Here is a 20,730-nt window from a genome sequence, read left to right as displayed (position 1 = left end):
TAGCACATTTTACATGTCGTTACGCAATGGTTTTGGTCCCACTCTCCAAATCAACAGCGGACTGTCCCGCAAATAGACAGGTTGCAACCAATACGGCTTATTCTTGCCGGCAAGTTTTCCCCAAAGTCCATCGGGGTGTTTATCTGCATAAATCTGCATTTCCGGATCATCCGGGCAGACAACGATATAGCGGACATCATATTTTTCCAGAAGCGTGCGAGCCTTGTTTGGCGATGATGCAAAAATTCGTATCTGGCTGGCCATAGCGCTGTCGTTGCGATGGTGGCTGGTAGCCAAAACGCTGTGCGGGGTCTTCACCAGGATTTTTGGCCCGAGGTTAAACGGCGCAACAATTTGTGAAGGCGGCAGAGCGTTGAGCTGAGCCAGCGATTCTGGCATTTTGCAAAGTTCTTCGGAATCTACACCTTTGGTATCACCGCCCATTGCCGCCACTTTGCCGCCGCCAACTTTAGTTTCAACGTTATTGTAGAGAGAAATAACCAGCGGGCCCGGCATAATAAGAAAAACCACCGAGGCTGTAGCAAAAATCCGAACGACGGATGATTGTATCAGCCGCGCGCGAACAAATGCCCGCTGCACTGCCCATGCCATTAGCGGTAAAGCATAGGCGGCGGCCACAGCAGATGCTCGTTGCACCAGCAAAGACACAATGAATGACCATAGAAACGCATAGCCAATCAGAAGCAGCTTCTCTGGCAGAACATCTGTCGGCCGCTTCCACCAGAGGTAGCCCAGCGTTACAAAGCCGACGAATATCGAACCGCCAAGCAAACTAACACTAGTTTTCCATTCTTGAACCCACACCGGCAAACCTTCTCCCACATTGACCAGCCAATATTGACGGACCAATGGATCAAGCTCACCAAAGGCACCACCGATGCATTGCGGTGCGGTGAAGTACATAACCATCAAAGCCGCAATGCCCGCTGCCGCAAGCAAGACGACTCTCAACCATATCGAACGTGGTCCAAATCGGATCGCAGGCAAGATGATAGCTGCACCGGCAGCACATGCAAATAGATGCGCTGGCGAAATCGCGTCGCAGTAATTTAGGGCTGAGTTAAACTGCCCCTGCGTTGCCAGATATAGTATCACGCTGCCACCAAGAAAGCTGGTTAGCGTCCAGAACAGGCGCGTTCCTTCATCTAGTGACACCACCCAGCGCCAAGCAAGCAACGCGATGAAAGCTATGGAGAGCGGCAAACCTTCTAGCGATATCGCTAGCCAAAGCGCCAATGCCAATCCCAGTGTAATGCCGCCTTTGCGCTTGTCTGGCCAGAACATGGTCCACAGCGCAACCAGCGCTAAAACTATTTGCCAGCCGTGGTGATCAATACGCATTGGGCGCAATTGGATGATGACCGGCACGGCCGTGGCCGTCAGCGCTGCAGCAAGCAACGCGACTTTTCTATCAAATACCGCTCCCGAAATTTTAAAGACCAACCACATAGCGATACCGAGCGCTGTAAGTGGCACAATGATCATCGCGCCCGTCTCAGCCAATGCCGCACCAAATATTGGCGTGAGCAAAAGCATGACCAGTGCCAGGGGGATTTCTATCAAGCGCGGCCAATGCATGGGCTGGCTGTCGGGCGCGGCTATTCTATATTGCGTAGTATCAAACCAGCTTTGACCGGCTAGCCAGTCGCGCAGTTGCACCTGGCGCAGTTGATCGTCGGGGTCCCAGCCCACACCGCTTGCGATTTGTTCGCGCGCAATGAAGATCAGCAACGCGCAAACCGCGAGCCAGATCAGCAAGAGAGCGAATTTGTTGCGAAATGCGATCAAAATTTAGCCCCTGATGGCGGTTTACCGGAAGACGCCATATTTCCGCATGATATAGACCACGAAGAAGCTTACGAACACCGCCGCTGCTTTGGCAACAACCGGCAAGGTGCCCAGACCGGTCAGCCAGCTTACAATGCTTACTGTAATTCCTAGCCCGAGAACGGCTGTCCCGACAAAGCCCAGTCGCTGTAATTGCAACGCTGTACCATCGCGTGATTTACCAGGAAAAACAAAACTGGATGATATGAGCCAATGCACGACTATACCTGCAGAATAGCCAGCCGCGGACGATATTCCGGCATCAAAAGCAAAGGCGACCAGCACCATGAACAGCGAGACATCAAACGCGAGGCTGACAATACTTGCCAGCAAATAGCGGGTGATCGAGAAACGACCTAAAGCAGCCAGTGGTCCGGGTAGATTACCTACCCAGACACCAACCGCTGATCGTCTATCGTCGCCGCTACGTTCCATAAATTATTACGCCGCCTTCTTGGATTTATCTTCGGGCGCTTCTTCAATCCGCGTTGGAACATCGCGCATGCTTTCCAAAGCCGCCACGCGGTCTTCGCTGATTTCGGCTTTCACAACCTTCTCGGCGCCCTCGTCGCCCGCTTCATGATATTCGGCGTCTTCATTGACGTTCCACACGTTCCACTTGCGCGAACCGGCTTCGATATTCTCGACAGTCAGCATCGCCGTCATCATCGCATGATCCTGGTTGTTATAACGATGCATGCCGTTGCGGCCGACCATGTGCAGTGTCGGGAAACGCGCTTCCAGATCATCACGCATCGTCTCGACATTGGTTTCATAGCTGTCATCGTAAACCGGATAGGCTTTTTCCTGGCGGACAACTGCGCCGCCAACTACATCCTCTGGTTTACAAAGGTTGAGGATCGCCATTTCTTTCTTGGCAAGTTCAACCAGTTCTTCGTCGGACGAAGACCACAGGCCGTCATTTTCAAAGCAGAAATATTCCAGACCGACGCAGGCGATATTCTCGTCCGGCACCATTTCTGGGGACCAGCTTCGGAAATTCTGCACACGACCCACCTGCACACGATCATCATGGATATAAATCCAGTTATCGGGGAACAAGTCTTCCAATTTCACCATGATCGCCACGGTCAGGAAATCGCGATAGTTCAGATCCTGCGCTTCCGGAAGAGACTGCGGCAGCGGGTGAATACGGGTCGCCAGTTCACGCATCGGCGCGCTGGAAATGACATGTTTCGCATTGATGACGGTTTCACCATCAGCAGTTGAAGCACTCACACGCCAGTTGCCATCGGCATCCTGCGACATCTGCTTCAGGCTATGCCCCATCAATACTTCATTGCCCTTGGCTTCAACGTGTGCCTTGGCGGCATCCCACATCATGCCGGGGCCGAGGCGAGGGTAGCGGAAGGTTTCGAGCAAAGTCTTGGTTTCCATGCCGTCATTGGGTTTCTTGTTCAGACCCAATGAGCGTTTCAGACCATCGACAACCGCACTCCAAAGGCTAAGACCTTTGATACGTTGTGCGGCCCAATCGGCCGACATTTCGTTGCAGGGCATGCCCCATACTTTCTCGGTATAGGTTTTGAAGAAGATCGAATAGAGTTTGTAGCCGAACTGATTGACCGTCCAGTCTTCAAAGCTCTTCACATTTTTATTCGGGAAGACTTTCGCCTTCGCATAGCTGACCATGCACAACGTCGAACGCCAGATACCGAGGTTCCAAAGCGCCTCAAACGCACGCAGCGGGTAGCTGTAAAATTTACCCTCGTAGTAAATTCTACTCATCCGCGGGCGTTGAATAAAGTCGTCGGGCAGAATTTCATTCCACAGATCAACAACCTCCTGAGATTTCGAGAAAAACCGATGCCCGCCAATATCAAAGCGGAAGCCTTCATGCTCCACCGTCCGGCTAATCCCGCCGACATATTTGGGATCTTTCTCGATCACCTTGACCGAATAGCCTTTTTTGGAAAGCAGATAAGCGGCGGTCAAACCCGCCGGCCCTGCGCCGATAATCGCTACATCTACCGGAGTTTCAGAGTTGTTTCCCTGCGTCGTCATAAAGTCCGTTCCCTGTCCATAAAGCGCCAAATCGGGCGCGTTTCATGTGTCAGAAACCGGAGTGAACGAAATTGGTTAACGAAAGGTTAGAGGGTGGGGTAGGAATTTAGAAGAGGTAAACCTCCAAATCGTCATGCTGAACTTGTTTCAGCATCTCCATCGGCAAAGCGCGGTCTAGGCGGGAGATCCTGAAACAAGTTCAGGATGACGAAATTAAGTGTGGAATACCCAGTCTTCCGGAAGTTCTATCCAGCTTACGCGATCATGATCCTGCACTGACAGTTTAGGCAAAGGCAGTTCATCAGAATCGAAATTTCCAGCGGCTAATCTCGTCATTTCGGGAAATGATGGCGAGGACCAAAATAGGGTTGAACCACAACGATGACAGAAGTTGCGAACTTGCCCATTGTCCAACGTATATTGCTGGCTCTCTCCAACGACTATTACACCGCTATCTGCGAAATGGGTCTGCCATCCAAAAGCGGAACCGGTGCGCTTCTTACAATCGCTACAACTGCATATCCCATTTATTGTCGGTTCGCCTGATACGGTAACGGACAGCTGGCCGCAGCAACAGCGAGAAGTCCGTTCAGTCATCACTCTTCAAATCCTCCGGCAACATCGGTTCACTCAACAACCGCTCCATCGCTTTCCAGCGCCAGACGGGGGCATCTCCCTGTGCTTCTTCCATTCGCGGACCACCACTAATCCTTAATCGGCGGCACTGGCTGCGGCGGGGCGTCGGCGTCCACTTCGTGCACCTCGATGCTGCCGCGCCCGACATGGCTTTTGCGGTAGCCATAGGCATAATAGAGAAACAATCCGATGCCGCCCCAAATCGGCAGCACCATTTTGGCTTCGAACGGGAGATTGTAGAACAGCCCCAGACAACCGATAATCGCCAACGGAGCGACAATCCAGACCAGTGGCGTGCGGAAGGGGCGATGTCGACCCGGATCGGTTTTGCGTAATATCAATACCGCCAGCGCGACCATCAAAAAGGCGAAGAGCGTGCCGCTATTGGAAATATCAGCAAGTTTTCCGACTGGCAGAAATGCTGCGAAAACGGAAACCGCCACGCCGGTAATCGCGGTCACAATATGCGGCGTTTTCCATTTCGGATGGATGGTGGCGAGTTTTTCCGGAAGCAGCCCATCACGCGCCATTACAAAGAATATTCTCGTCTGTCCGAACAGCATGATCAGGATAACCGAGGGCAACGCCAGGAAGGCGGCAATCCCGATAGCATTGCCAAAGGCGGGATAGCCGATGGTCCGCAGCACAAATGCCAGCGCCTCATGGCTACACACCAAAGGCTCATGGCCTGCTGATAGCAGCGCCTGACATTGGGTAGCAAATTCGGTGCTGCCGGGAGCGAGCACATTTCCCGCTGCATCGACAATCGGCTGCGCGCCGACCGTGCCAATCGCGCCTGCTGCCACAAGCAGATAAAATACCGTACAAATGGCGAGACTGCCAATCAGACCAATCGGCACATTGCGCTGCGGATTTTTGGTCTCCTCTGCCGCAGTCGAAACCGCATCAAAACCGACATAGGCGAAAAATATCGAGGCTGCGGCACCAACCGCGCCAAAGCCCCGGCTCTCGCCAAACCAGCCATTGGGCAGGAACGGATCGAAATTCTGGCCCTGCATCATCGGGATGGTGAGGATGATGAATATCGTCAAAGCAGTAACCTTGATCGCGACCAGAACCGCGTTAACCTTGGCGCTTTCGCTGGTACCGATCATCAACAACATGGTCACCAGAAGCGCGATCAAAAGCGCCGGAAGGTTGATAAATCCACCGGGCGCATAGCCGCCGATAGTGAGTGCGGTCGGCAGGGTTATGCCCGCATTGGCCAGCAATCCGACAAAATAGCCCGACCAGCCGACCGAGACCGCACTGGCCGCAACCGCATATTCCAGGATCAAAGCCCAGCCGACCATCCAGGCAAGCAATTCGCCCATCACGGCATAGGTATAGGTATAAGCCGAGCCGGAAACCGGCACCATTGAAGCCAGTTCGGAATAGCATAAAGCCGCAACCGCGCAGACCAGTCCCGCGATGACAAAGCTCCACATCATGCCGGGGCCAGCTTTCTGTGCGGCCTCCGATGTGAGTACGAAAATACCTGTACCGATGATGGCACCAACCCCAAGTAATGTTAGCTGAATAGGCCCCAGAGAGCGGGTGAGCGCCTTTTTCTCTGCCGTTGCCAATATCGCGTCTAGTGGTTTGATACGTCCGAAAAAATTGAAGGCCATGCAGCGATCCTATCCCGAAAAACTGAACGTGGATTACGCCTATTTTCGGGATACGCAAGATAGATTCGTACGACGCAACTTATTCAGAAACTGCGGTTTCCAAATCGTTTTTTAGTTCATGCGGCAGCATCGGTTCACTCAACAACCGCTCCATCGCCTTCCAGCGCCATACCGGGGCATCGCCCTGCGCCTCGATCCACTCGCGGACCATGTCCTGGCCTAGGCTGTAGTTGATGACATAGCTGCGATACTGGTCGTTAAAGTCGAGCATCTGTTCGGCGCGTTCACGGCTGACGAGCTGGTATTTCATCGTATAGGCGACCGCGTCTTCGCGGGGGATTTCCTTGTCGAGATAGCCCTGCGCGATGGTGATCCGCGCACCGGCCAGCGCCTGTTTCGCGATTTGCAGCGCCCAGAATGCGCCTGCGGTGTCCGGGTCCAACCCCGCCAGCGGGTAGAGCACATCGCGCTCATATTCGAGGCGCTTCACCCCAGGGAAGGCCAGCTCGATGCCGTAATTGGCGCTGCCCTCCGCAATCAACGACTGCGGCGAATATAGCGGATAGATGGAAAATTCTTCCCAGCCCTTGCCGCGGGTCAGATTCTGTTCGAGCAGCATATTATAGACATGATGACCCGGATAACCCTCATGACAGCCCAAGTCGACTGCGCGCGAAATCTTGATCGGCAGGTCCGTGTTGATCTGGATCAGGCTCTGATACTTGCCCTGATAATAATTATACCCGCTCCAGCTTTTTCCGGTGACAAATTCCATTTTGAAATTTTCGCTGGGCGGCAAGTCGAAATATTCCTCGGTGCGCTTCTTGCACTCGGCAATCGCGGTGTCGAACACGACCTTCAGCTTGTCTTTCGGAATGATGTAACCATTCTCAAACGCATCGACGCGCGCGCTTAGCGGGCCATTGCCGGGGACGAGGTTTTCGATTTCTTCAAGAATAGGATCAAATGTTTCGAGCGGCTTGATTTCCGGTTTGACGCCAAAAAGCCCGTCGGCTTCGCGCACAAAGGGCAGTGTTTCGCCCGATATCATTGCGTGACGGGTATGAGCGGCTTCCAGTTGTGCCGAAAGGAAAAGCCTGCGCGATTGTTCCGCCGGATCATCGCTTTTGGGGAGCGCGTCCAGTTGCTCCATCAGCTGCACGATATGGTTGCCGGCATCAACCAGCGTTTTGTCCAACACCTCAGCCGCATCCATATATTTTTGCGGTCCGTAATAGGCGTCAACGTAGCCCTTTTCGAATTTATCCATAACCAGCGTAAGAACGATATATTCAGACGCAATCGCGCCAATCGAAGGCGTTAGGGCAATGCTTTTTACCGGTTCGGCGGGAGCGTCTATATTCTGGCTGACAACAGCATCCGACAGCGTCGTGCAGGCACAAAGAGCCAGACACGGTCCGGCCAACAACGCCAGGCGGATCACAAATTGTCTTTCAGTTTCTCGGCCACCGGATCAGACAGGATATCCAGAAGTTCTTCGGCCTCCTCTTTATCGAGTGATTTGATATGCTTGTCCTGCGGAGCAAATCGCAGGATACAGTAGCCAACTACTGCAGACAGCAACGATCCCATCAATACACCGATCTTGGCTTCCTCGATCAGCAGTTCATTGCCGGGGAAAGCCAATGCGCCGATGAACAAGCTCATCGTAAAGCCGATCCCGCATAGGGTGGCGACACCGTAAACCTGTAACCAGCTTGCGCCGCCCAGACGTCCGGCAAACCCGGTTTTCACCGCCAGCCAGACACTCGCGAAAATCCCGATTTGTTTGCCGAAGAAAAGGCCGGCAGCGATACCCAATGGCAGTGGCGCAAAGATCTGATCCATGCCCATACCCTCGAGCGACACACCGGCATTGGCAAAGCCGAAAACAGGAATGATGAGGAAAGCGCTCCACGGCGCAATGCCATGTTCCATGATATGCAGCGGCGAGTTTTCTGCGTCGGGCGATGTCGGCGTGACGACAATCGGAATACACAACGCGGCCAGAACACCTGCTATGGTGGCGTGGACGCCGGACATGAGCACGGCGTACCAGAGGATGATCGACAGGATGATATAAGGCCAGAGCTTGAGTACTCCACTGCGGTTCATCGTGTACATGATGCCGAGGATGACAGCACTGGCGAGCAAAGCCGCGCCGTTAATTTCCGCAGTGTAGACCAAAGCGATAATCGCGACCGCACCCATATCATCAACAATCGCAACGGTGACCAAAAAGAGCTTGAGCGAGGCAGGCGCCCGCGATCCGAGCAATGCCAAGACACCAATGGCAAAGGCGATATCGGTCGCCGCTGGAATGGCCCAGCCGTTATAAAGTGCAGGCATATCTTTGACGACAAACAGATAAATAAGCGCCGGGACAACCATGCCAGCCGCTGCGGCCAAGACCGGCAAGCGCCTTCTGTCCCAAGTATTGAGCCGACCATCAACAAATTCGCGTTTGATTTCCAGCCCGACGAGAAAGAAGAAAATCGCCATCAAGCCATCGTTAATCCACAAATGCGGTGTCATCGGCCCCAGCTTCTTGGATAATGTCGGCCCCTGCAACTCATGCAGGAAATGGTGGTACATATCGTAAAGCGGACTGTTCGCCACAATCATTGCGAGCGCCGCCGCAACCATCAGCAATATACCGCCCGCCGCCTCGCTCTTGATAAAATTGCGAAGTGCGGAGTCTGAACCTTGTCGCTGTAGTTTTTCTTCAGCCATAAAGCGCCTTTGTGATGGGAATTACTTTTCCAATCTCTTGCGCAGACCGGCCCGTAAAATCAAGGCTTGTCTGGTGCAGACTGCCGATCAGGTCGCAAGGGAATCGCGAACGTCTGCGGCCAGCGAGTAGGAATTTTCACGCGCTGCCTGATCAAAAATCGACCCCGAAACGATCAATTCATCCGCTCCGGTTCGTTCCAGAAAAGCCTGTGTGGCAGCTCTCACCGTGCCAGGCGCACCGATGGCGCTGCCCTGCATGATGCCAGCCATCATGGCTTGCGCTTGCGGTGGCAGGCTTTCCCGGTACCCCTCAACCGGTGGCGGCATTTTTCCCGGATTACCGGTGCGCAACGCAACAAAGCTCTGCATCATGGAACTGGCCAAAAATTCGGCTTCTTCATCCGTATCGGCAGCGAAAATATTAAATCCGCACATCACATAAGGCTCCGAAAGCTGTTCTGATGGCTTGAAATCGCGGCGATAAATGGTCAGCGCGTCATCCAGCATCTGCGGCGCAAAGTGCGAAGCGAACGCATAAGGCAATCCCAAAGCTGCCGCCAATTGCGAGCCAAACAAACTGCTACTCAATATATAAAGCGGTACTTTCGCCCCCTGCCCCGGTGTCGCTTGAATGCCTAGTCGCGGGTCACCCGCGAGCAACGCCTGCAACTCCACGACGTCACGCGGAAAAGCATTGGGATCGGTATCAAGGCCGCGCCGCATAGCCTGTGCCACGCGCTGGTCAGATCCCGGCGCGCGGCCCAGCCCCAGATCAACCCGACCCGGAAACAGCGCTTCGAGTGTGCCAAATTGTTCGGCAATCACCATCGGCGCATGATTGGGCAGCATGATTCCACCTGCGCCAATGCGGATCGTCTTGGTCCCCTGCCCGATATGTGATAGCGCCACCGACGTAGCAGCGCTCGCAATACCCTCCATGCCGTGATGCTCGGCCATCCAGAATCGCTCATAGCCGAGCGCTTCGGCATGCTGTGCAAGGGAAAGCGAGCGGTCAAGCGCGGTTCGTACGTTGCTGCCCTGCGGCACTGGTGAAAGATCAAGGATAGAGAATTTTACTGTCTTGTTCATATTCACCTTTTTGGCCTAATTGTCCGGCTACTTTAATCGCATAACCGCTCGGCACCTTAAGAAATCCTAGCGTCGGCAATAGCAATGCCCAAGCACGCTCATTGCCAGACAAAAACAAACGCGCGGTATAGAATCCATTGCCTTGCAGTTTCAACGTAAGCGTTTCCATCCCCGACCCGCTTTGCAGTGGAAGCACCAGCACTCCATTCTGACATTCAGCATTACCCAGTAAACCTTGCTTCAAATCAAGGCCCGGAATATTCGCATCCAGCGATAGACGCACCTTGCCGCTTGCCGACTGGCAGCGTCCGTTGGCGAAAGCCACACTCACATTGTCCAGCATGATTTGAGACGTCGGCAGCGGTGCCAACTGACTGCCTACACTCAAATCTGTTGTTACATTCTCCACCAACAAGCTTTTACCCTGCCTGCCGATCGTTGCCCGCAGCCCTTGATCACTTGTATCAGCAGGGCGTTCCAGGTCCATCAATATCCGCCCGGTCAACAAAGGAAGAAATTTTACGCTAGCGTCCAGATCACCCAAATCAAACGGTCCTAATTGCGCGCTGTCAATTCTGCCACTCCAGATGCTGCCGCTAATCTCTCTCGCCGAAAATCGGCTATCCTCCAATCCCGCCATACTGACAGCCAGCCTCAATGGCATTAAGAACAAAGCCAGCGCGACGAGGGCGATGAATATCAGAATATATGTCAAAGCGCGGGACACCTGCTTTCCTTCAGAATCAGAGTTCAGGAACGAACTGGTCAAAATAGGCAAAGATATCCTCTTCAGACCGGCTGGCAGCATCGCGCCATTTGTGAGCGGAGTTCCGGTTGAGCAGCACCCCGTGCGGTGAGAGCACCAAAACCGTTGGGGTCCCCTTTATCGCCTCGATGCCAAAGCGCCGGGCCACATCAATATTGCGATCCTTGTAACCCACATCAATATAAACGACGTCATATTTCGGTTTCAGCATTTCGGCAAATCGTGGCTGGGCAAACCAGCCCGATAGACTGCGACTGTCATGACACCAATTTGCGCCCATCACGAGAATGACGCGTTTATCCGACGTTTCAGCCCACGCAAGGGCGGCATCGACCTGATCGGGAGCTACAGCCTCTTTGTCAAAAGGGCGAGCTTCGGGATGATCTATGCTGTTTGATGGCTTTTCAGCATGTGCCAATGGCGCATTCACAAACCAAAGCGCCGCGATGATTAATACCACATATCTCATGAAAATGGCTATTACACTTCCAGCGGCGTGAGGGAACAGGCTTTTGTTAGACCAAGCCCGCGTTTCATAGCCGGGTAAGCGCGCACCAAAGCAGCAGTCATCGCCAGTTCGAGCCTTATGTTGCGGCCATATTGCGCTTCGATCTGGTCGCCCAGTTCAAAGGCATTGATGCCTTGCGTTGCGATGGCTTCGCCAAATTTGAAGGCCAGTGCTTCCTCTTCTGGCATGTCGTTATCGATCACCAACCAGCGGTTGATAACATTATCAGCCACCCCATCAACCTGTGCCCAGCGAGCGCAGGTGAGAGCGCAGGGGCCGCAATCTTCGGCCATCGTCGCACCCATACGCACCGCATGGAAGATATTGGCGGGCGCTTCGTAACGGTGGATTGATGCGGGCATGAAATGTTTGAATTTCTCGAACGCAAAGTCGGGTGCCCCAGCAATTTCGCGCAGATACTGCGTATCGGTCTCGTCGACTTTTTCAGTCGCGAATTTCAGAAAGATGGATTTGGGAACCCCCATCGGCGCAATCCTTTGGCGCGCAAACAGAATACCAAGCGCGATAAAAACCAGCAGCGGCGGCCCCAATACGCCCGGCGCATCAGCGGCAAAAGCGGCAGGCGTACAAATGCCAACTGACACTTCATAAATATGTAAAACGCCGTGCAGCGATAGCCATAACGCCCCTGCAAAAGCGGCAAGCCACCGCATATGGATATTGACACTGGCATAAAGCAGGATGAAACCGCATGCCGCATAGGCAATCCCGATATCGCGGATGAAATGCTTGTTCGGCGGGCCGGTCGCGACAACGGTCGGCAGCGCTGTGTACCAATCGAGCGGCCATATGATCATGAATGCTCCAAAGACCAGCGCGAACAGACCAACCGCTAGGACGAGCAGTTGAGCGAGTCGGTCAAGGGTATCTGGTTTTCCAATCAGCATGGATTTTTCATTTATAATACACCAACTCTATGTTAATCGGATATTTATTGTCTGAATTATAAAAAGAGTCAAGCCGTGCAGATTTCCAAAGGTGTAGAATGGGCAGCCCATGCCGCCGCGATGATGATCGGATTGCCCGAAGGACGCGGCCTGAAAGCTGAAGCACTGGCCTGCTACCACGAAGTTCCGACCGCCTATATGGCCAAACAGCTGCAAGCGCTGAGCAAAGCCGGGATCGTACAAAGCTCTCGCGGAGCCCATGGCGGCTATCGGCTGGCTAAACTGGCGACCGAGATCACGCTATGGGATATCACCGCCGCGATTGAAGGGCGTGGTCCAGCCTTTCGCTGCACAGAAATTCGGCAAAACGGACCGTGCGGGTTAAAGCGAAAAAATTGCAAAAGCCCCTGCCATATTGCGGCTAGTTTCGCTGTGGCAGAGGCAGCCTTTCGAGATAGTTTGAAGGCGGTGACTTTGGCCGATCTTGGTATGCAGGTAGTACGGGACTCGACGCAGGAACATTTGCTGAATGTGATGGGATGGTTGGGTGAAGAGGCGGTGCCGTTGAGTGGTACGTCCAGTTAACGTCTAACCCTGTCGGCCTAAAAACTTCTCTGCCTCATCAGCCATTGCCAACATCGATCGGGCATGGCGCTCCGCCACTTCACGTTGATCATTGCCGTAACCGCCGCCCAGAGCGCTGGCGATAGGCAAACCGCGCTTCCGGGCCTCGCGAACAACGAAACGGTCGCGCTGTTCCAGACCATCATCGGTCAGTGCCAAACGGCCGAGCTTGTCATCAACATGCGGATCGACACCGGCTTGATACAATATGCAATCCGGCGCAAAACTGGCGAATATTTTCGGCAGCTGAAGTGCCAACTCGGCCATATATCCATCGTCGTCCATGCCATCTGCAAGGGCTATATCGAGCGACGACTGTTGTTTGCGCGCCGGAAAATTTTTTGCGCCATGCATAGAGAAGGTAAAAATATCATCGCGCTTTGCGGTCAGTGCCGCCGTGCCATCACCCTGATGCACATCAAGATCGACGATCAGGACGCGCCTTGCATCTCCCTCGGCAATTAAACGGTTGGCGACAACCGCGAGATCGTTGAACACGCAATAGCCCGCGCCCGTATCGTATAGCGCATGGTGGCTCCCCGCCGCACTATTGGCGGCATAGCCATGTTCCTTGGCGAGCTGGACCGCGAGCCATGTGCCGCCATTGGTATGGCGAACCCGCTGCGTGATGTGCCGCGTAACGGGAAAACCAATCCGCCGTTCAATGTCGCGAGGGACATTGCCGGTAAAAACCTGCTCGACATATGCGGGACAGTGAACCGCTTCCAGCCATAGACGCGGCATTGGATCGGGGGCATGCTCGGTCATCGCTTGCCCGCTTTCCCTTAAGGCGATCATAACCAGCTGATATTTGTCAAATCTGAAGGATCCACGCTCGGGGCGCGGTGCCATATAATCAGCGTGATGAACGACGTGGAGCACTTAAATCAATACTGCTGTATCAATAAATTCGATCCCATTATCCGCGCAGATGCGTTTCAAAAAAGGCCCGCGTTCGTTTCCACGACAATTTCGCCGCTTCCTCGTCATAACGAGGGGTGGTGTCATTGTGAAAACCGTGATTTACGTCCGGGTAAAAATGGATGCTGTATTCTTTTTGATGCTCATTCAATGCCGCCTCATAGGCAGGCCAGCCTTTATTGATCCGTTCATCCAATCCGGCGTGATGGATCATCAGCGGCGCTTCGATCGCGGGAACATCTGATGCTTCCGGCTGGCGGCCGTAATAAGGCACGGACGCCGCGAGATCAGGATAGGCAACAGCCAAAGCGTTGCAAACACCGCCGCCATAGCAAAATCCAACCGCGCCGACTTTGCCGGTTGAACCGGGATGATCGCGAAGAAATTCGAAGGCGGCGAAGAAATCTTCCATCAGTTTCGCACTGTCCAGCGATCGCTGCATCGTGCGGCCTTCATCATCGGTGCCAGGATAGCCACCCAGCGGCGACAGGCCATCCGGAGCCAGCGCCAGATAGCCAGCTTTCGCTACGCGCCGGGCCACATCTTCAATATAGGGGTTAAGCCCACGGTTTTCGTGGATCACAAGAACAGCAGGCAGCTTTCCGGTTGCACCCGCCGGCTTAGCCATCAGAGCAGTGATCTTGCCATGGCCCTCGGCGCTGTCGTAACTGATGCGCTCGGAGGTGATCGCCGGATCTTCCGGCTCAACCTGCGCCGCCCATGCATAATTGGGTTGCAACTGATCCAGTATCATCGCGCCGGTCACACCCGCAGCGGCAAATTTCCCGGCCTGGCTGATAAACTCACGCTTGGTGATAGCTCCATGAACATAGCCATCGAAAATTTCGAGGATATGCGGATGAAAGTCGGTTGCGCGTTTGCGTTTTATCGTCATCTCAACACTCCGTTTTAAGCCGCCTCGCCAACTCCCGCCTCGATCTCAGCCGCCTTCGCTTCGACCAGCTTCACAATATGTTCGACCATATCATCATCCTCGACATGGTGATCGGTTACGCCGGAGAGGTAGACCATGTGCTTGCCCTTGCCGCCGCCGGTGATGCCAATGTCGGTTTCGCGGGCTTCGCCCGGGCCATTGACCACGCAGCCGAGGACGGAGAGCGACAGCGGCGTCTTGATATGCTCCAGCCGCTTTTCGAGTGTCTGCACTGTGCGAATGACGTCAAAGCCCTGCCGCGCGCAGCTGGGACAGCTCACCACGCGAACGCCGCGTGTGCGCAGGCCGAGTGATTTGAGCATTTCATAGCCTACGCGCACTTCTTGTTCGGGTTCAGCGGACAGGCTCACGCGGATCGTATCACCAATACCGGCCCAGAGCAGGTTGCCCATGCCGATGGAGCTTTTCACCGTTCCGCCGATCAAACCGCCTGCCTCGGTAATGCCGAGATGCAGCGGACAATCGACCGCATCGGCCAATTGCGAATAGGCCGCTACCGCGAGGAACACATCGCTGGCCTTCACCGCAACCTTAAACTCATGAAAATCATGGTCCTGCAAAATCTTTATATGATCGAGCGCGCTTTCGACCAAGGCCTCAGGGCAAGGCTCGCCATATTTTTCGAGCAGGTCTTTTTCGAGGCTCCCGGCATTCACGCCGATACGGATCGCGCAGCCATTGGCCTTGGCCGCATCAATGACTTCGCGCACTCGCTCGGATGATCCAATATTGCCCGGATTAATCCGCAAGCAGGCTGCACCCGCCTCTGCTGCCTCAATCCCGCGCTTATAATGAAAATGGATGTCCGCCACGATCGGTACGCGGCTCGCACGCACGATCTGTTTCAACGCCGTCGTGCTCTCGACATCGGGGCAGGACACGCGGATAATATCCACCCCGGCTTCCTCGCAGCGGCGAATCTGGTCGATTGTCGCTTTGGCATCCGACGTCAGCGTATTTGTCATGGTCTGCACGGTAATCGGCGCATCACCGCCGACCGGCACATCGCCGACCATGATCTGGCGGCTCTTGCGGCGCTCGATATCGCGCCACGGACGAAGGGAGGGGTTTTCAGCGGTCATATTTTGCTCTTGCTCCTGCAGGCAACATGGCGGACATATAGGGTCAATAACGAAAAAGTGCGAGAGGGAGTTTTCCGTATGCGTCTATTTACACAATTTTATGGAGCTTTATCGGTAATGTGCCTTGTCCAACCGGCATTGGCAAAGGATATCAAGGATGGGGACAGATGGTCAATCGCTATCCACGGCGGCGCGGGCACCATAAATCGCGACAAGATCACACTGCAGCAGGATGCCGAAATCCGCGCCGCCCTACGTAAGGCGCTGGAAGCCGGATCAGATGTCCTGCGCAAAGGTGGCAGTGGGATGGATGCGATCACCGCGAGCATCATGATCCTCGAAGACGATCCCAATTTCAACGCCGGCAAAGGCGCGGTGTTCACCTGGGACAAGACCAATGAGCTGGATAGCAGCATTATGGACGGCAGCAATCTGTCCGCCGGCGCAGTTGCCGGAATTAACGGCACCAAAAACCCGATCCTGCTCGCCCGCGCGGTGAAAGACAAAAGCCCTCACGTCATGCTGTCGGGCGCAGGGGCCAATCAGTTCAGCCGCGAACAGGGTCTGGAGCAGGTGCCACCGGAATATTATGCGACGCCATATCGTCTCAAGCAGATCGAGGATGTGCTCGCCAAAAAAGTCAGCGTCAAAGACGTCGACTACAAGTTCGGCACCGTCGGCGCCGTGGCGATGGACAAGGCGGGTAATATGGCGGCGGGCACCTCAACCGGCGGGATGACGGGCAAACGCTGGGGCCGGATCGGCGACAGCCCGATCATCGGTGCAGGCACTTATGCCGACAACCGCAGCTGTGCCGTCAGCGCCACCGGGGATGGCGAATATTTTATCCGCGTCGGCGTTGCTCACGAAATCTGTACGCGCATCCGGATGCGCTGGCCGATCGCGATTGAGGAAGCCCAGAAATCGGTACCTAAAAACGCTGATGGCAATTACACTTATACCATCCACGCCAGCGAATTCATGCTTTCCGATGAGGAAGTGCACGAAATCGCCGATGAAGTGATCGCCGAAATGGGCAATCTCGGCGGTACCGGCGGCATCATCTTTGCAACCCCATGGGGGCAAGCGGGTTATAGTTTCAACACACCAGGCATGTATCGCGGGCGGGCAACGAGTGAGGGTGTGATGGGCGTATCGATTTATGGGGATGAAGAGTAGAATCAGCATTGCTGGCATCCCGGCGATGACACCAAAGCACTGACGTATAATCCCTCGGGGTTCGCCGAATTTATTTGCTGCCGAAACGCAAAAAGCCCCGCTGGCTACAGCGAGGCTGAATCAATAAAGTATTTCAAAAGCTTATTGGTTGCGGGAGTAGGATTTGAACCTACGACCTTCAGGTTATGAGCCTGACGAGCTACCGGACTGCTCCATCCCGCGTCACCAAAATTACACCACTGTAAACAGCAGTTCCAAGCATTTTTTTTGTTTCCGTTTCAGCTTACGCTTCAACGTTGGCGGGACTGCTCCATCCCGCGCCAACCAAATTGAATCGCGCAATAGCACAATCCAAAAATCAAAAAAGCGACCGGCCCATTGCTGGACAGGCCGCTTTTGAAAAAGTGAATGGGTTATTTCCGCATAACTACATCTAGATGCGCCTGCTGCAATGCCTGGCGACGACCTACTCTTCCATGCCTTAAGACAAAGTACCATCGGCGCTACCTGGTTTCACGGCCGAGTTCGAGATGGGATCGGGTGGGGCACAGGTGCTATGGCCACCAAGCAATGAAGCAAGCGCATAAGCTGTAATTACGGGTCTTTTAATCGATGTTGTCGTTGGTATGATGTTCACTTCTGACCAAATGGCCAATCCATGCACATAATACCGTGGGCTGAGCTTATAACGTCCAGCATCTACGACAAGTTGAACTAATCCAACATTGTTGTTGATGGCGGGATTCTACAAGCGCGAATTGAGTAATTAGGACTGGTTAGCTTCATGCATTACTGCACTTCCACACCCAGCCTATCAACGTGGTGGTCTTCCACGACTCTATGATAACTTATCTCGAGGGAGGCTTCCCGCTTAGATGCTTTCAGCGGTTATCCCGTCCATACATAGCTACCCAGCAGCACGCCTGGCGGCATGACTGGTACACCAGAGGTATGTTCAACCCGGTCCTCTCGTACTAGGGTCAACTCCTCTCAATTATCGACGCCCACGGCAGATAGGGACCAAACTGTCTCGCGACGTTCTGAACCCAGCTCACGTACCACTTTAATTGGCGAACAGCCAAACCCTTGGGACCTGCTCCAGCCCCAGGATGTGATGAGCCGACATCGAGGTGCCAAACGATTCCGTCGATATGAGCTCTTGGGAATCATCAGCCTGTTATCCCCGGCGTACCTTTTATCCGTTGAGCGATGGCCCTTCCACGAGGGACCACCGGATCACTATGACCGACTTTCGTCTCTGCTCGACTTGTCAGTCTCGCAGTCAGGCTGGCTTATGCCATTGCACTCTAACAGACGGTTTCCAACCGTCCTGAGCCAACCATCGCGCGCCTCCGTTACTCTTTAGGAGGCGACCGCCCCAGTCAAACTACCCGCCACAGAGGGTCCCTGATCCGGATAACGGATCTAGGTTAGACACCAGAAAACAATAGGGTGGTATTTCACATTATGGCTCCACTCGGACTGGCGCCCAAGTTTCAAAGCCTCCCACCTATTCTACACAATTCTTTCCTAATGCCACTCTGAAGCTGCAGTAAAGGTGCACGGGGTCTTTCCGTCTAACCGCGGGTACTCCGCATCTTCACGGAGAATTCAATTTCGCTGAGCATATTCTGGAGACAGTGGGGAAGTCGTTACGCCATTCGTGCAGGTCGGAACTTACCCGACAAGGAATTTCGCTACCTTAGGACCGTTATAGTTACGGCCGCCGTTTACTCGGGCTTCAATTCAGAGCTTGCACTCCTCCTCTTAACCTTCGAGCACCGGGCAGGCGTCAGACCCTATACGTCGTCTTGAAGCCGACTTAGCAGAGTCCTGTGTTTTTGCTAAACAGTCGCTACCCCCCAGCTTGTGCCCCCTGCATAAAGTTGCCTTCACGCAGGGCCTCCTTCTCCCGAAGTTACGGAGGTAATTTGCCGAGTTCCTTCAGAATACTTCTCTCAAGCGCCTTGGTATACTCTACCTGACCACCTGTGTCGGTTTCGGGTACGGTCTATATGGTGGAGCTATTTCCTGGAACCTCTCCGAAGCCTGATCAATCCAATAAGATCAGACAACACACGAGATCCGTCACATTCCACCAGGTCACGGAATATTAACCGTGTTCCCATCGACTACCCCCTTCGGGCTCGTCTTAGGGGCCGACTCACCCTGCTCAGATTAGCTTTAAGCAGGAACCCTTGGTCTTTCGGCGACAGTGCATCTCACACTGTTTGTCGCTACTCATGTCAGCATTCGCACTTCCGATACGTCCACCGTCGGTTACCCTTCGGCTTCATCCGCTTACGGAACGCTCCGCTACCGCTCATAATAAATTATGAACCCTAAGCTTCGGTGCATTACTTTAGCCCCGTTACATCTTCGCCGCAGGAACCCTTATTTAGACCAGTGAGCTGTTACGCTTTCTTTAAAGGATGGCTGCTTCTAAGCCAACCTCCTGGTTGTTTTGGGATTCCCACATGCTTTCCCACTTAGTAATGACTTGGGGACCTTAGCTGTAGGTTAGGGCTGTTTCCCTTTTGACGACGGACCTTAGCACCCGCCGTCTGTCTCCCGGACTTGTCTCTATGGTATTCGGAGTTTGGTTAGGTTTGGTAGATCTCGCGATCCCCTAGCCCATCCAGTGCTCTACCCCCATAGGAAAACATCCGAGGCACTACCTCAATAGTTTTCGCGGAGAACCAGCTATTTCCCGGCTTGATTGGCCTTTCACCCCTAAACACAACTCATCCAACAGTTTTTCAACACTGACTGGTTCGGTCCTCCAGTGCGTGTTACCGCACCTTCAACCTGGTCATGCCTAGATCGCCGGGTTTCGGGTCTAATCCATCTAACTCATTCGCCCTATTCAGACTCGCTTTCGCTGCGCCTACACCTAACGGCTTAAGCTTGCTAGATAGATTAAGTCACTGACCCATTATGCAAGAGGTACGCGGTCACCCCACAAGGGGGCTCCCACTGCTTGTAAGCATTCGGTTTCAGGTACTATTTCACTCCCCTAATCGGGGTGCTTTTCACCTTTCCCTCACGGTACTTGTTCGCTATCGGTCACATACGAGTATTTAGGCTTGGAGGGTGGTCCCCCCATGTTCAGACAGAATTTCACGTGTTCCGCCCTACTCGAGTCCTGATTGATCACTTTCGCATACGGGACTGTCACCCACTATGGTCAAACTTTCCAGAATGTTTTGCTAGTTTACAATCAGGCACTGGCCTGGTCCGCGTTCGCTCGCCACTACTAACGGAATCTCGGTTGATGTCTTTTCCTCCGGTTACTGAGATGTTTCAGTTCGCCGGGTTCGCTTCACCAAGTCTATTTTATTCAACTCGGTAATATCCTTCCCCATTTACCTTTGCTCCTGGCGAACCAGAAGCAAAATAAATGGTGAGGATGGGTTCCCCCATTCGGAAATCGCTGGATCAAAGATTGCTCACATCTCCCCAACGCTTATCGCAGCGTGCCACGTCCTTCATCGCCTGTATGTGCCAAGGCATCCACCAAATGCTCTTACCTCACGCTTGAGAATCCACACCACCAACAACAAGATTGGACAGCCACCTAGTCACCTTGCATAAACGTGATTTCGGACAACAGCCAATTTGACCTTGCCTGTGTGTGCGGACATTATTTACTCAGCCTTTTAGTAATTCAAATAATTGAATACTTTTGTGCCAATTATTGTTGCTCTGACCTAGCGGAAAACCGCCAAACCAAAACCGCAAAATTGCCACGGCATCGATTAAAAAAACCCATTCACAATGTCAAAGAGGAGCCAAGTGCTCCAACACCCACTTGCCGAAGATAAC

General features: G+C 53.7%; 16 protein-coding genes, 1 tRNA gene, 2 rRNA genes and 1 pseudogene. 2 read left to right on the top strand and 18 right to left on the bottom strand.

What is annotated here, in order from left to right; genetic code table 11:
- Nucleotides 1-9: 9 nt before the first annotated feature.
- The 12 genes and pseudogenes from HF685_RS13795 to HF685_RS13745 all read right to left on the bottom strand — a co-directional run bounded on the left by HF685_RS13795 (nucleotide 10) and on the right by HF685_RS13745 (nucleotide 12,144).
- Nucleotides 10-1,809 (bottom strand): hypothetical protein, encoded by a 1,800-nt coding sequence (locus tag HF685_RS13795; protein WP_168820490.1) that lies wholly within the window; start codon nucleotides 1,807-1,809, stop codon nucleotides 10-12.
- Nucleotides 1,810-1,830: 21 nt separating this feature from the next.
- A complete protein-coding gene (locus tag HF685_RS13790) occupies nucleotides 1,831-2,283 on the bottom strand; it encodes a GtrA family protein (protein ID WP_168820489.1) in 453 nt (150 codons plus the stop codon).
- Nucleotides 2,284-2,289: 6 nt separating this feature from the next.
- On the bottom strand, nucleotides 2,290-3,873 hold the full coding sequence (locus HF685_RS13785) for an NAD(P)/FAD-dependent oxidoreductase (RefSeq protein WP_168820488.1): 1,584 nt from the start codon (nucleotides 3,871-3,873) through the stop codon (nucleotides 2,290-2,292).
- 213 nt (nucleotides 3,874-4,086) lie between these two features.
- Nucleotides 4,087-4,209, bottom strand: coding sequence for a hypothetical protein (locus tag HF685_RS16580; RefSeq protein ID WP_281352797.1), 123 nt, complete (start codon nucleotides 4,207-4,209; stop codon nucleotides 4,087-4,089).
- A gap of 9 nt (nucleotides 4,210-4,218) precedes the next feature.
- Nucleotides 4,219-4,470 (bottom strand): annotated as a pseudogene (locus HF685_RS16745) (GFA family protein); the annotation flags it as partial.
- A gap of 107 nt (nucleotides 4,471-4,577) precedes the next feature.
- Nucleotides 4,578-6,140, bottom strand: a complete 1,563-nt coding sequence (locus HF685_RS13775) for an amino acid permease (RefSeq protein WP_168820486.1) — start codon at nucleotides 6,138-6,140, stop codon at nucleotides 4,578-4,580.
- 79 nt (nucleotides 6,141-6,219) lie between these two features.
- Nucleotides 6,220-7,584: a hypothetical protein gene (locus HF685_RS13770; RefSeq protein ID WP_168820485.1), complete on the bottom strand. Its 1,365-nt coding sequence runs from the start codon at nucleotides 7,582-7,584 to the stop codon at nucleotides 6,220-6,222.
- Nucleotides 7,581-8,873, bottom strand: a complete 1,293-nt coding sequence (gene nhaA, locus HF685_RS13765) for a Na+/H+ antiporter NhaA (RefSeq protein WP_168820484.1) — start codon at nucleotides 8,871-8,873, stop codon at nucleotides 7,581-7,583. Before nhaA ends, HF685_RS13770 begins: the two co-directional genes overlap by 4 nt.
- Before the next feature lie 87 nt (nucleotides 8,874-8,960).
- Nucleotides 8,961-9,962 carry an LLM class flavin-dependent oxidoreductase gene (locus HF685_RS13760; RefSeq protein ID WP_168820483.1) on the bottom strand — a complete coding sequence of 334 codons (1,002 nt, stop codon included), beginning with the start codon at nucleotides 9,960-9,962 and terminating at the stop codon, nucleotides 8,961-8,963.
- A complete protein-coding gene (gene gspN, locus HF685_RS13755; protein WP_211051218.1) occupies nucleotides 9,931-10,740 on the bottom strand; it encodes a type II secretion system protein N in 810 nt (269 codons plus the stop codon). The genes HF685_RS13760 and gspN overlap by 32 nt, the downstream gene beginning before the upstream one ends.
- Nucleotides 10,706-11,197 (bottom strand): thioredoxin family protein, encoded by a 492-nt coding sequence (locus HF685_RS13750; protein WP_168820481.1) that lies wholly within the window; start codon nucleotides 11,195-11,197, stop codon nucleotides 10,706-10,708. The genes gspN and HF685_RS13750 overlap by 35 nt, the downstream gene beginning before the upstream one ends.
- Before the next feature lie 11 nt (nucleotides 11,198-11,208).
- Nucleotides 11,209-12,144, bottom strand: a complete 936-nt coding sequence (locus tag HF685_RS13745) for a hypothetical protein (protein WP_168820480.1) — start codon at nucleotides 12,142-12,144, stop codon at nucleotides 11,209-11,211.
- Between the two features lie 75 nt (nucleotides 12,145-12,219).
- Between HF685_RS13745 and HF685_RS13740 the strand changes: the two genes are divergently transcribed.
- Entirely contained in the window at nucleotides 12,220-12,729 is a 510-nt protein-coding gene (locus HF685_RS13740) for an RrF2 family transcriptional regulator (RefSeq protein WP_168820479.1), read from the top strand.
- Between the two features lie 3 nt (nucleotides 12,730-12,732).
- Here HF685_RS13740 and HF685_RS13735 read toward each other — a convergent pair whose 3' ends face one another.
- From HF685_RS13735 to ispG, 3 genes are all read right to left on the bottom strand, one after another.
- Nucleotides 12,733-13,620, bottom strand: coding sequence for a histone deacetylase family protein (locus HF685_RS13735; RefSeq protein ID WP_211051503.1), 888 nt, complete (start codon nucleotides 13,618-13,620; stop codon nucleotides 12,733-12,735).
- 67 nt (nucleotides 13,621-13,687) lie between these two features.
- Nucleotides 13,688-14,584 carry a YghX family hydrolase gene (gene yghX, locus HF685_RS13730; RefSeq protein ID WP_168820477.1) on the bottom strand — a complete coding sequence of 299 codons (897 nt, stop codon included), beginning with the start codon at nucleotides 14,582-14,584 and terminating at the stop codon, nucleotides 13,688-13,690.
- A gap of 14 nt (nucleotides 14,585-14,598) precedes the next feature.
- On the bottom strand, nucleotides 14,599-15,726 hold the full coding sequence (gene ispG, locus HF685_RS13725; protein WP_168820476.1) for a flavodoxin-dependent (E)-4-hydroxy-3-methylbut-2-enyl-diphosphate synthase: 1,128 nt from the start codon (nucleotides 15,724-15,726) through the stop codon (nucleotides 14,599-14,601).
- Between the two features lie 78 nt (nucleotides 15,727-15,804).
- On the opposite strand from ispG, the gene HF685_RS13720 reads away from it, so the two are divergent.
- Nucleotides 15,805-16,905 (top strand): isoaspartyl peptidase/L-asparaginase family protein, encoded by a 1,101-nt coding sequence (locus HF685_RS13720; protein ID WP_211051215.1) that lies wholly within the window; start codon nucleotides 15,805-15,807, stop codon nucleotides 16,903-16,905.
- Between the two features lie 145 nt (nucleotides 16,906-17,050).
- Here HF685_RS13720 and HF685_RS13715 read toward each other — a convergent pair.
- The 3 genes from HF685_RS13715 to HF685_RS13705 form a co-directional block, all read right to left on the bottom strand.
- Nucleotides 17,051-17,127, bottom strand: a tRNA-Met gene (locus HF685_RS13715).
- A gap of 231 nt (nucleotides 17,128-17,358) precedes the next feature.
- A 5S ribosomal RNA gene (gene rrf, locus HF685_RS13710) occupies nucleotides 17,359-17,473 on the bottom strand.
- Nucleotides 17,474-17,651: 178 nt separating this feature from the next.
- Nucleotides 17,652-20,445, bottom strand: a 23S ribosomal RNA gene (locus tag HF685_RS13705).
- Nucleotides 20,446-20,730: the final 285 nt, after the last annotated feature.

Origin of the sequence: Parasphingorhabdus halotolerans (genome assembly GCF_012516475.1) — a bacterium.
In the GTDB taxonomy this organism is placed as follows: Bacteria; Pseudomonadota; Alphaproteobacteria; order Sphingomonadales; family Sphingomonadaceae; genus Parasphingorhabdus; species Parasphingorhabdus halotolerans.
This window is presented reverse-complemented; position numbering and strand designations above follow the sequence as displayed.

Bases quoted from the DNA above. Each gene is read 5' to 3' on its own strand.
- HF685_RS13790 (WP_168820489.1), bottom strand. From the start codon at position 2,283: ATGGAACGTAGCGGCGACGATAGACGATCAGCGGTTGGTGTCTGGGTA.
- HF685_RS13785 (WP_168820488.1), bottom strand. From the start codon at position 3,873: ATGACGACGCAGGGAAACAACTCTGAAACTCCGGTAGATGTAGCGATT.
- HF685_RS16580 (WP_281352797.1), bottom strand. From the start codon at position 4,209: ATGACGAGATTAGCCGCTGGAAATTTCGATTCTGATGAACTGCCTTTG.
- HF685_RS13775 (WP_168820486.1), bottom strand. From the start codon at position 6,140: ATGGCCTTCAATTTTTTCGGACGTATCAAACCACTAGACGCGATATTG.
- nhaA (WP_168820484.1), bottom strand. From the start codon at position 8,873: ATGGCTGAAGAAAAACTACAGCGACAAGGTTCAGACTCCGCACTTCGC.
- HF685_RS13760 (WP_168820483.1), bottom strand. From the start codon at position 9,962: ATGAACAAGACAGTAAAATTCTCTATCCTTGATCTTTCACCAGTGCCG.
- HF685_RS13750 (WP_168820481.1), bottom strand. From the start codon at position 11,197: ATGAGATATGTGGTATTAATCATCGCGGCGCTTTGGTTTGTGAATGCG.
- HF685_RS13745 (WP_168820480.1), bottom strand. From the start codon at position 12,144: ATGCTGATTGGAAAACCAGATACCCTTGACCGACTCGCTCAACTGCTC.
- HF685_RS13735 (WP_211051503.1), bottom strand. From the start codon at position 13,620: ATGGCACCGCGCCCCGAGCGTGGATCCTTCAGATTTGACAAATATCAG.
- yghX (WP_168820477.1), bottom strand. From the start codon at position 14,584: ATGACGATAAAACGCAAACGCGCAACCGACTTTCATCCGCATATCCTC.
- ispG (WP_168820476.1), bottom strand. From the start codon at position 15,726: ATGACCGCTGAAAACCCCTCCCTTCGTCCGTGGCGCGATATCGAGCGC.
- HF685_RS13720 (WP_211051215.1), top strand. From the start codon at position 15,805: ATGCGTCTATTTACACAATTTTATGGAGCTTTATCGGTAATGTGCCTT.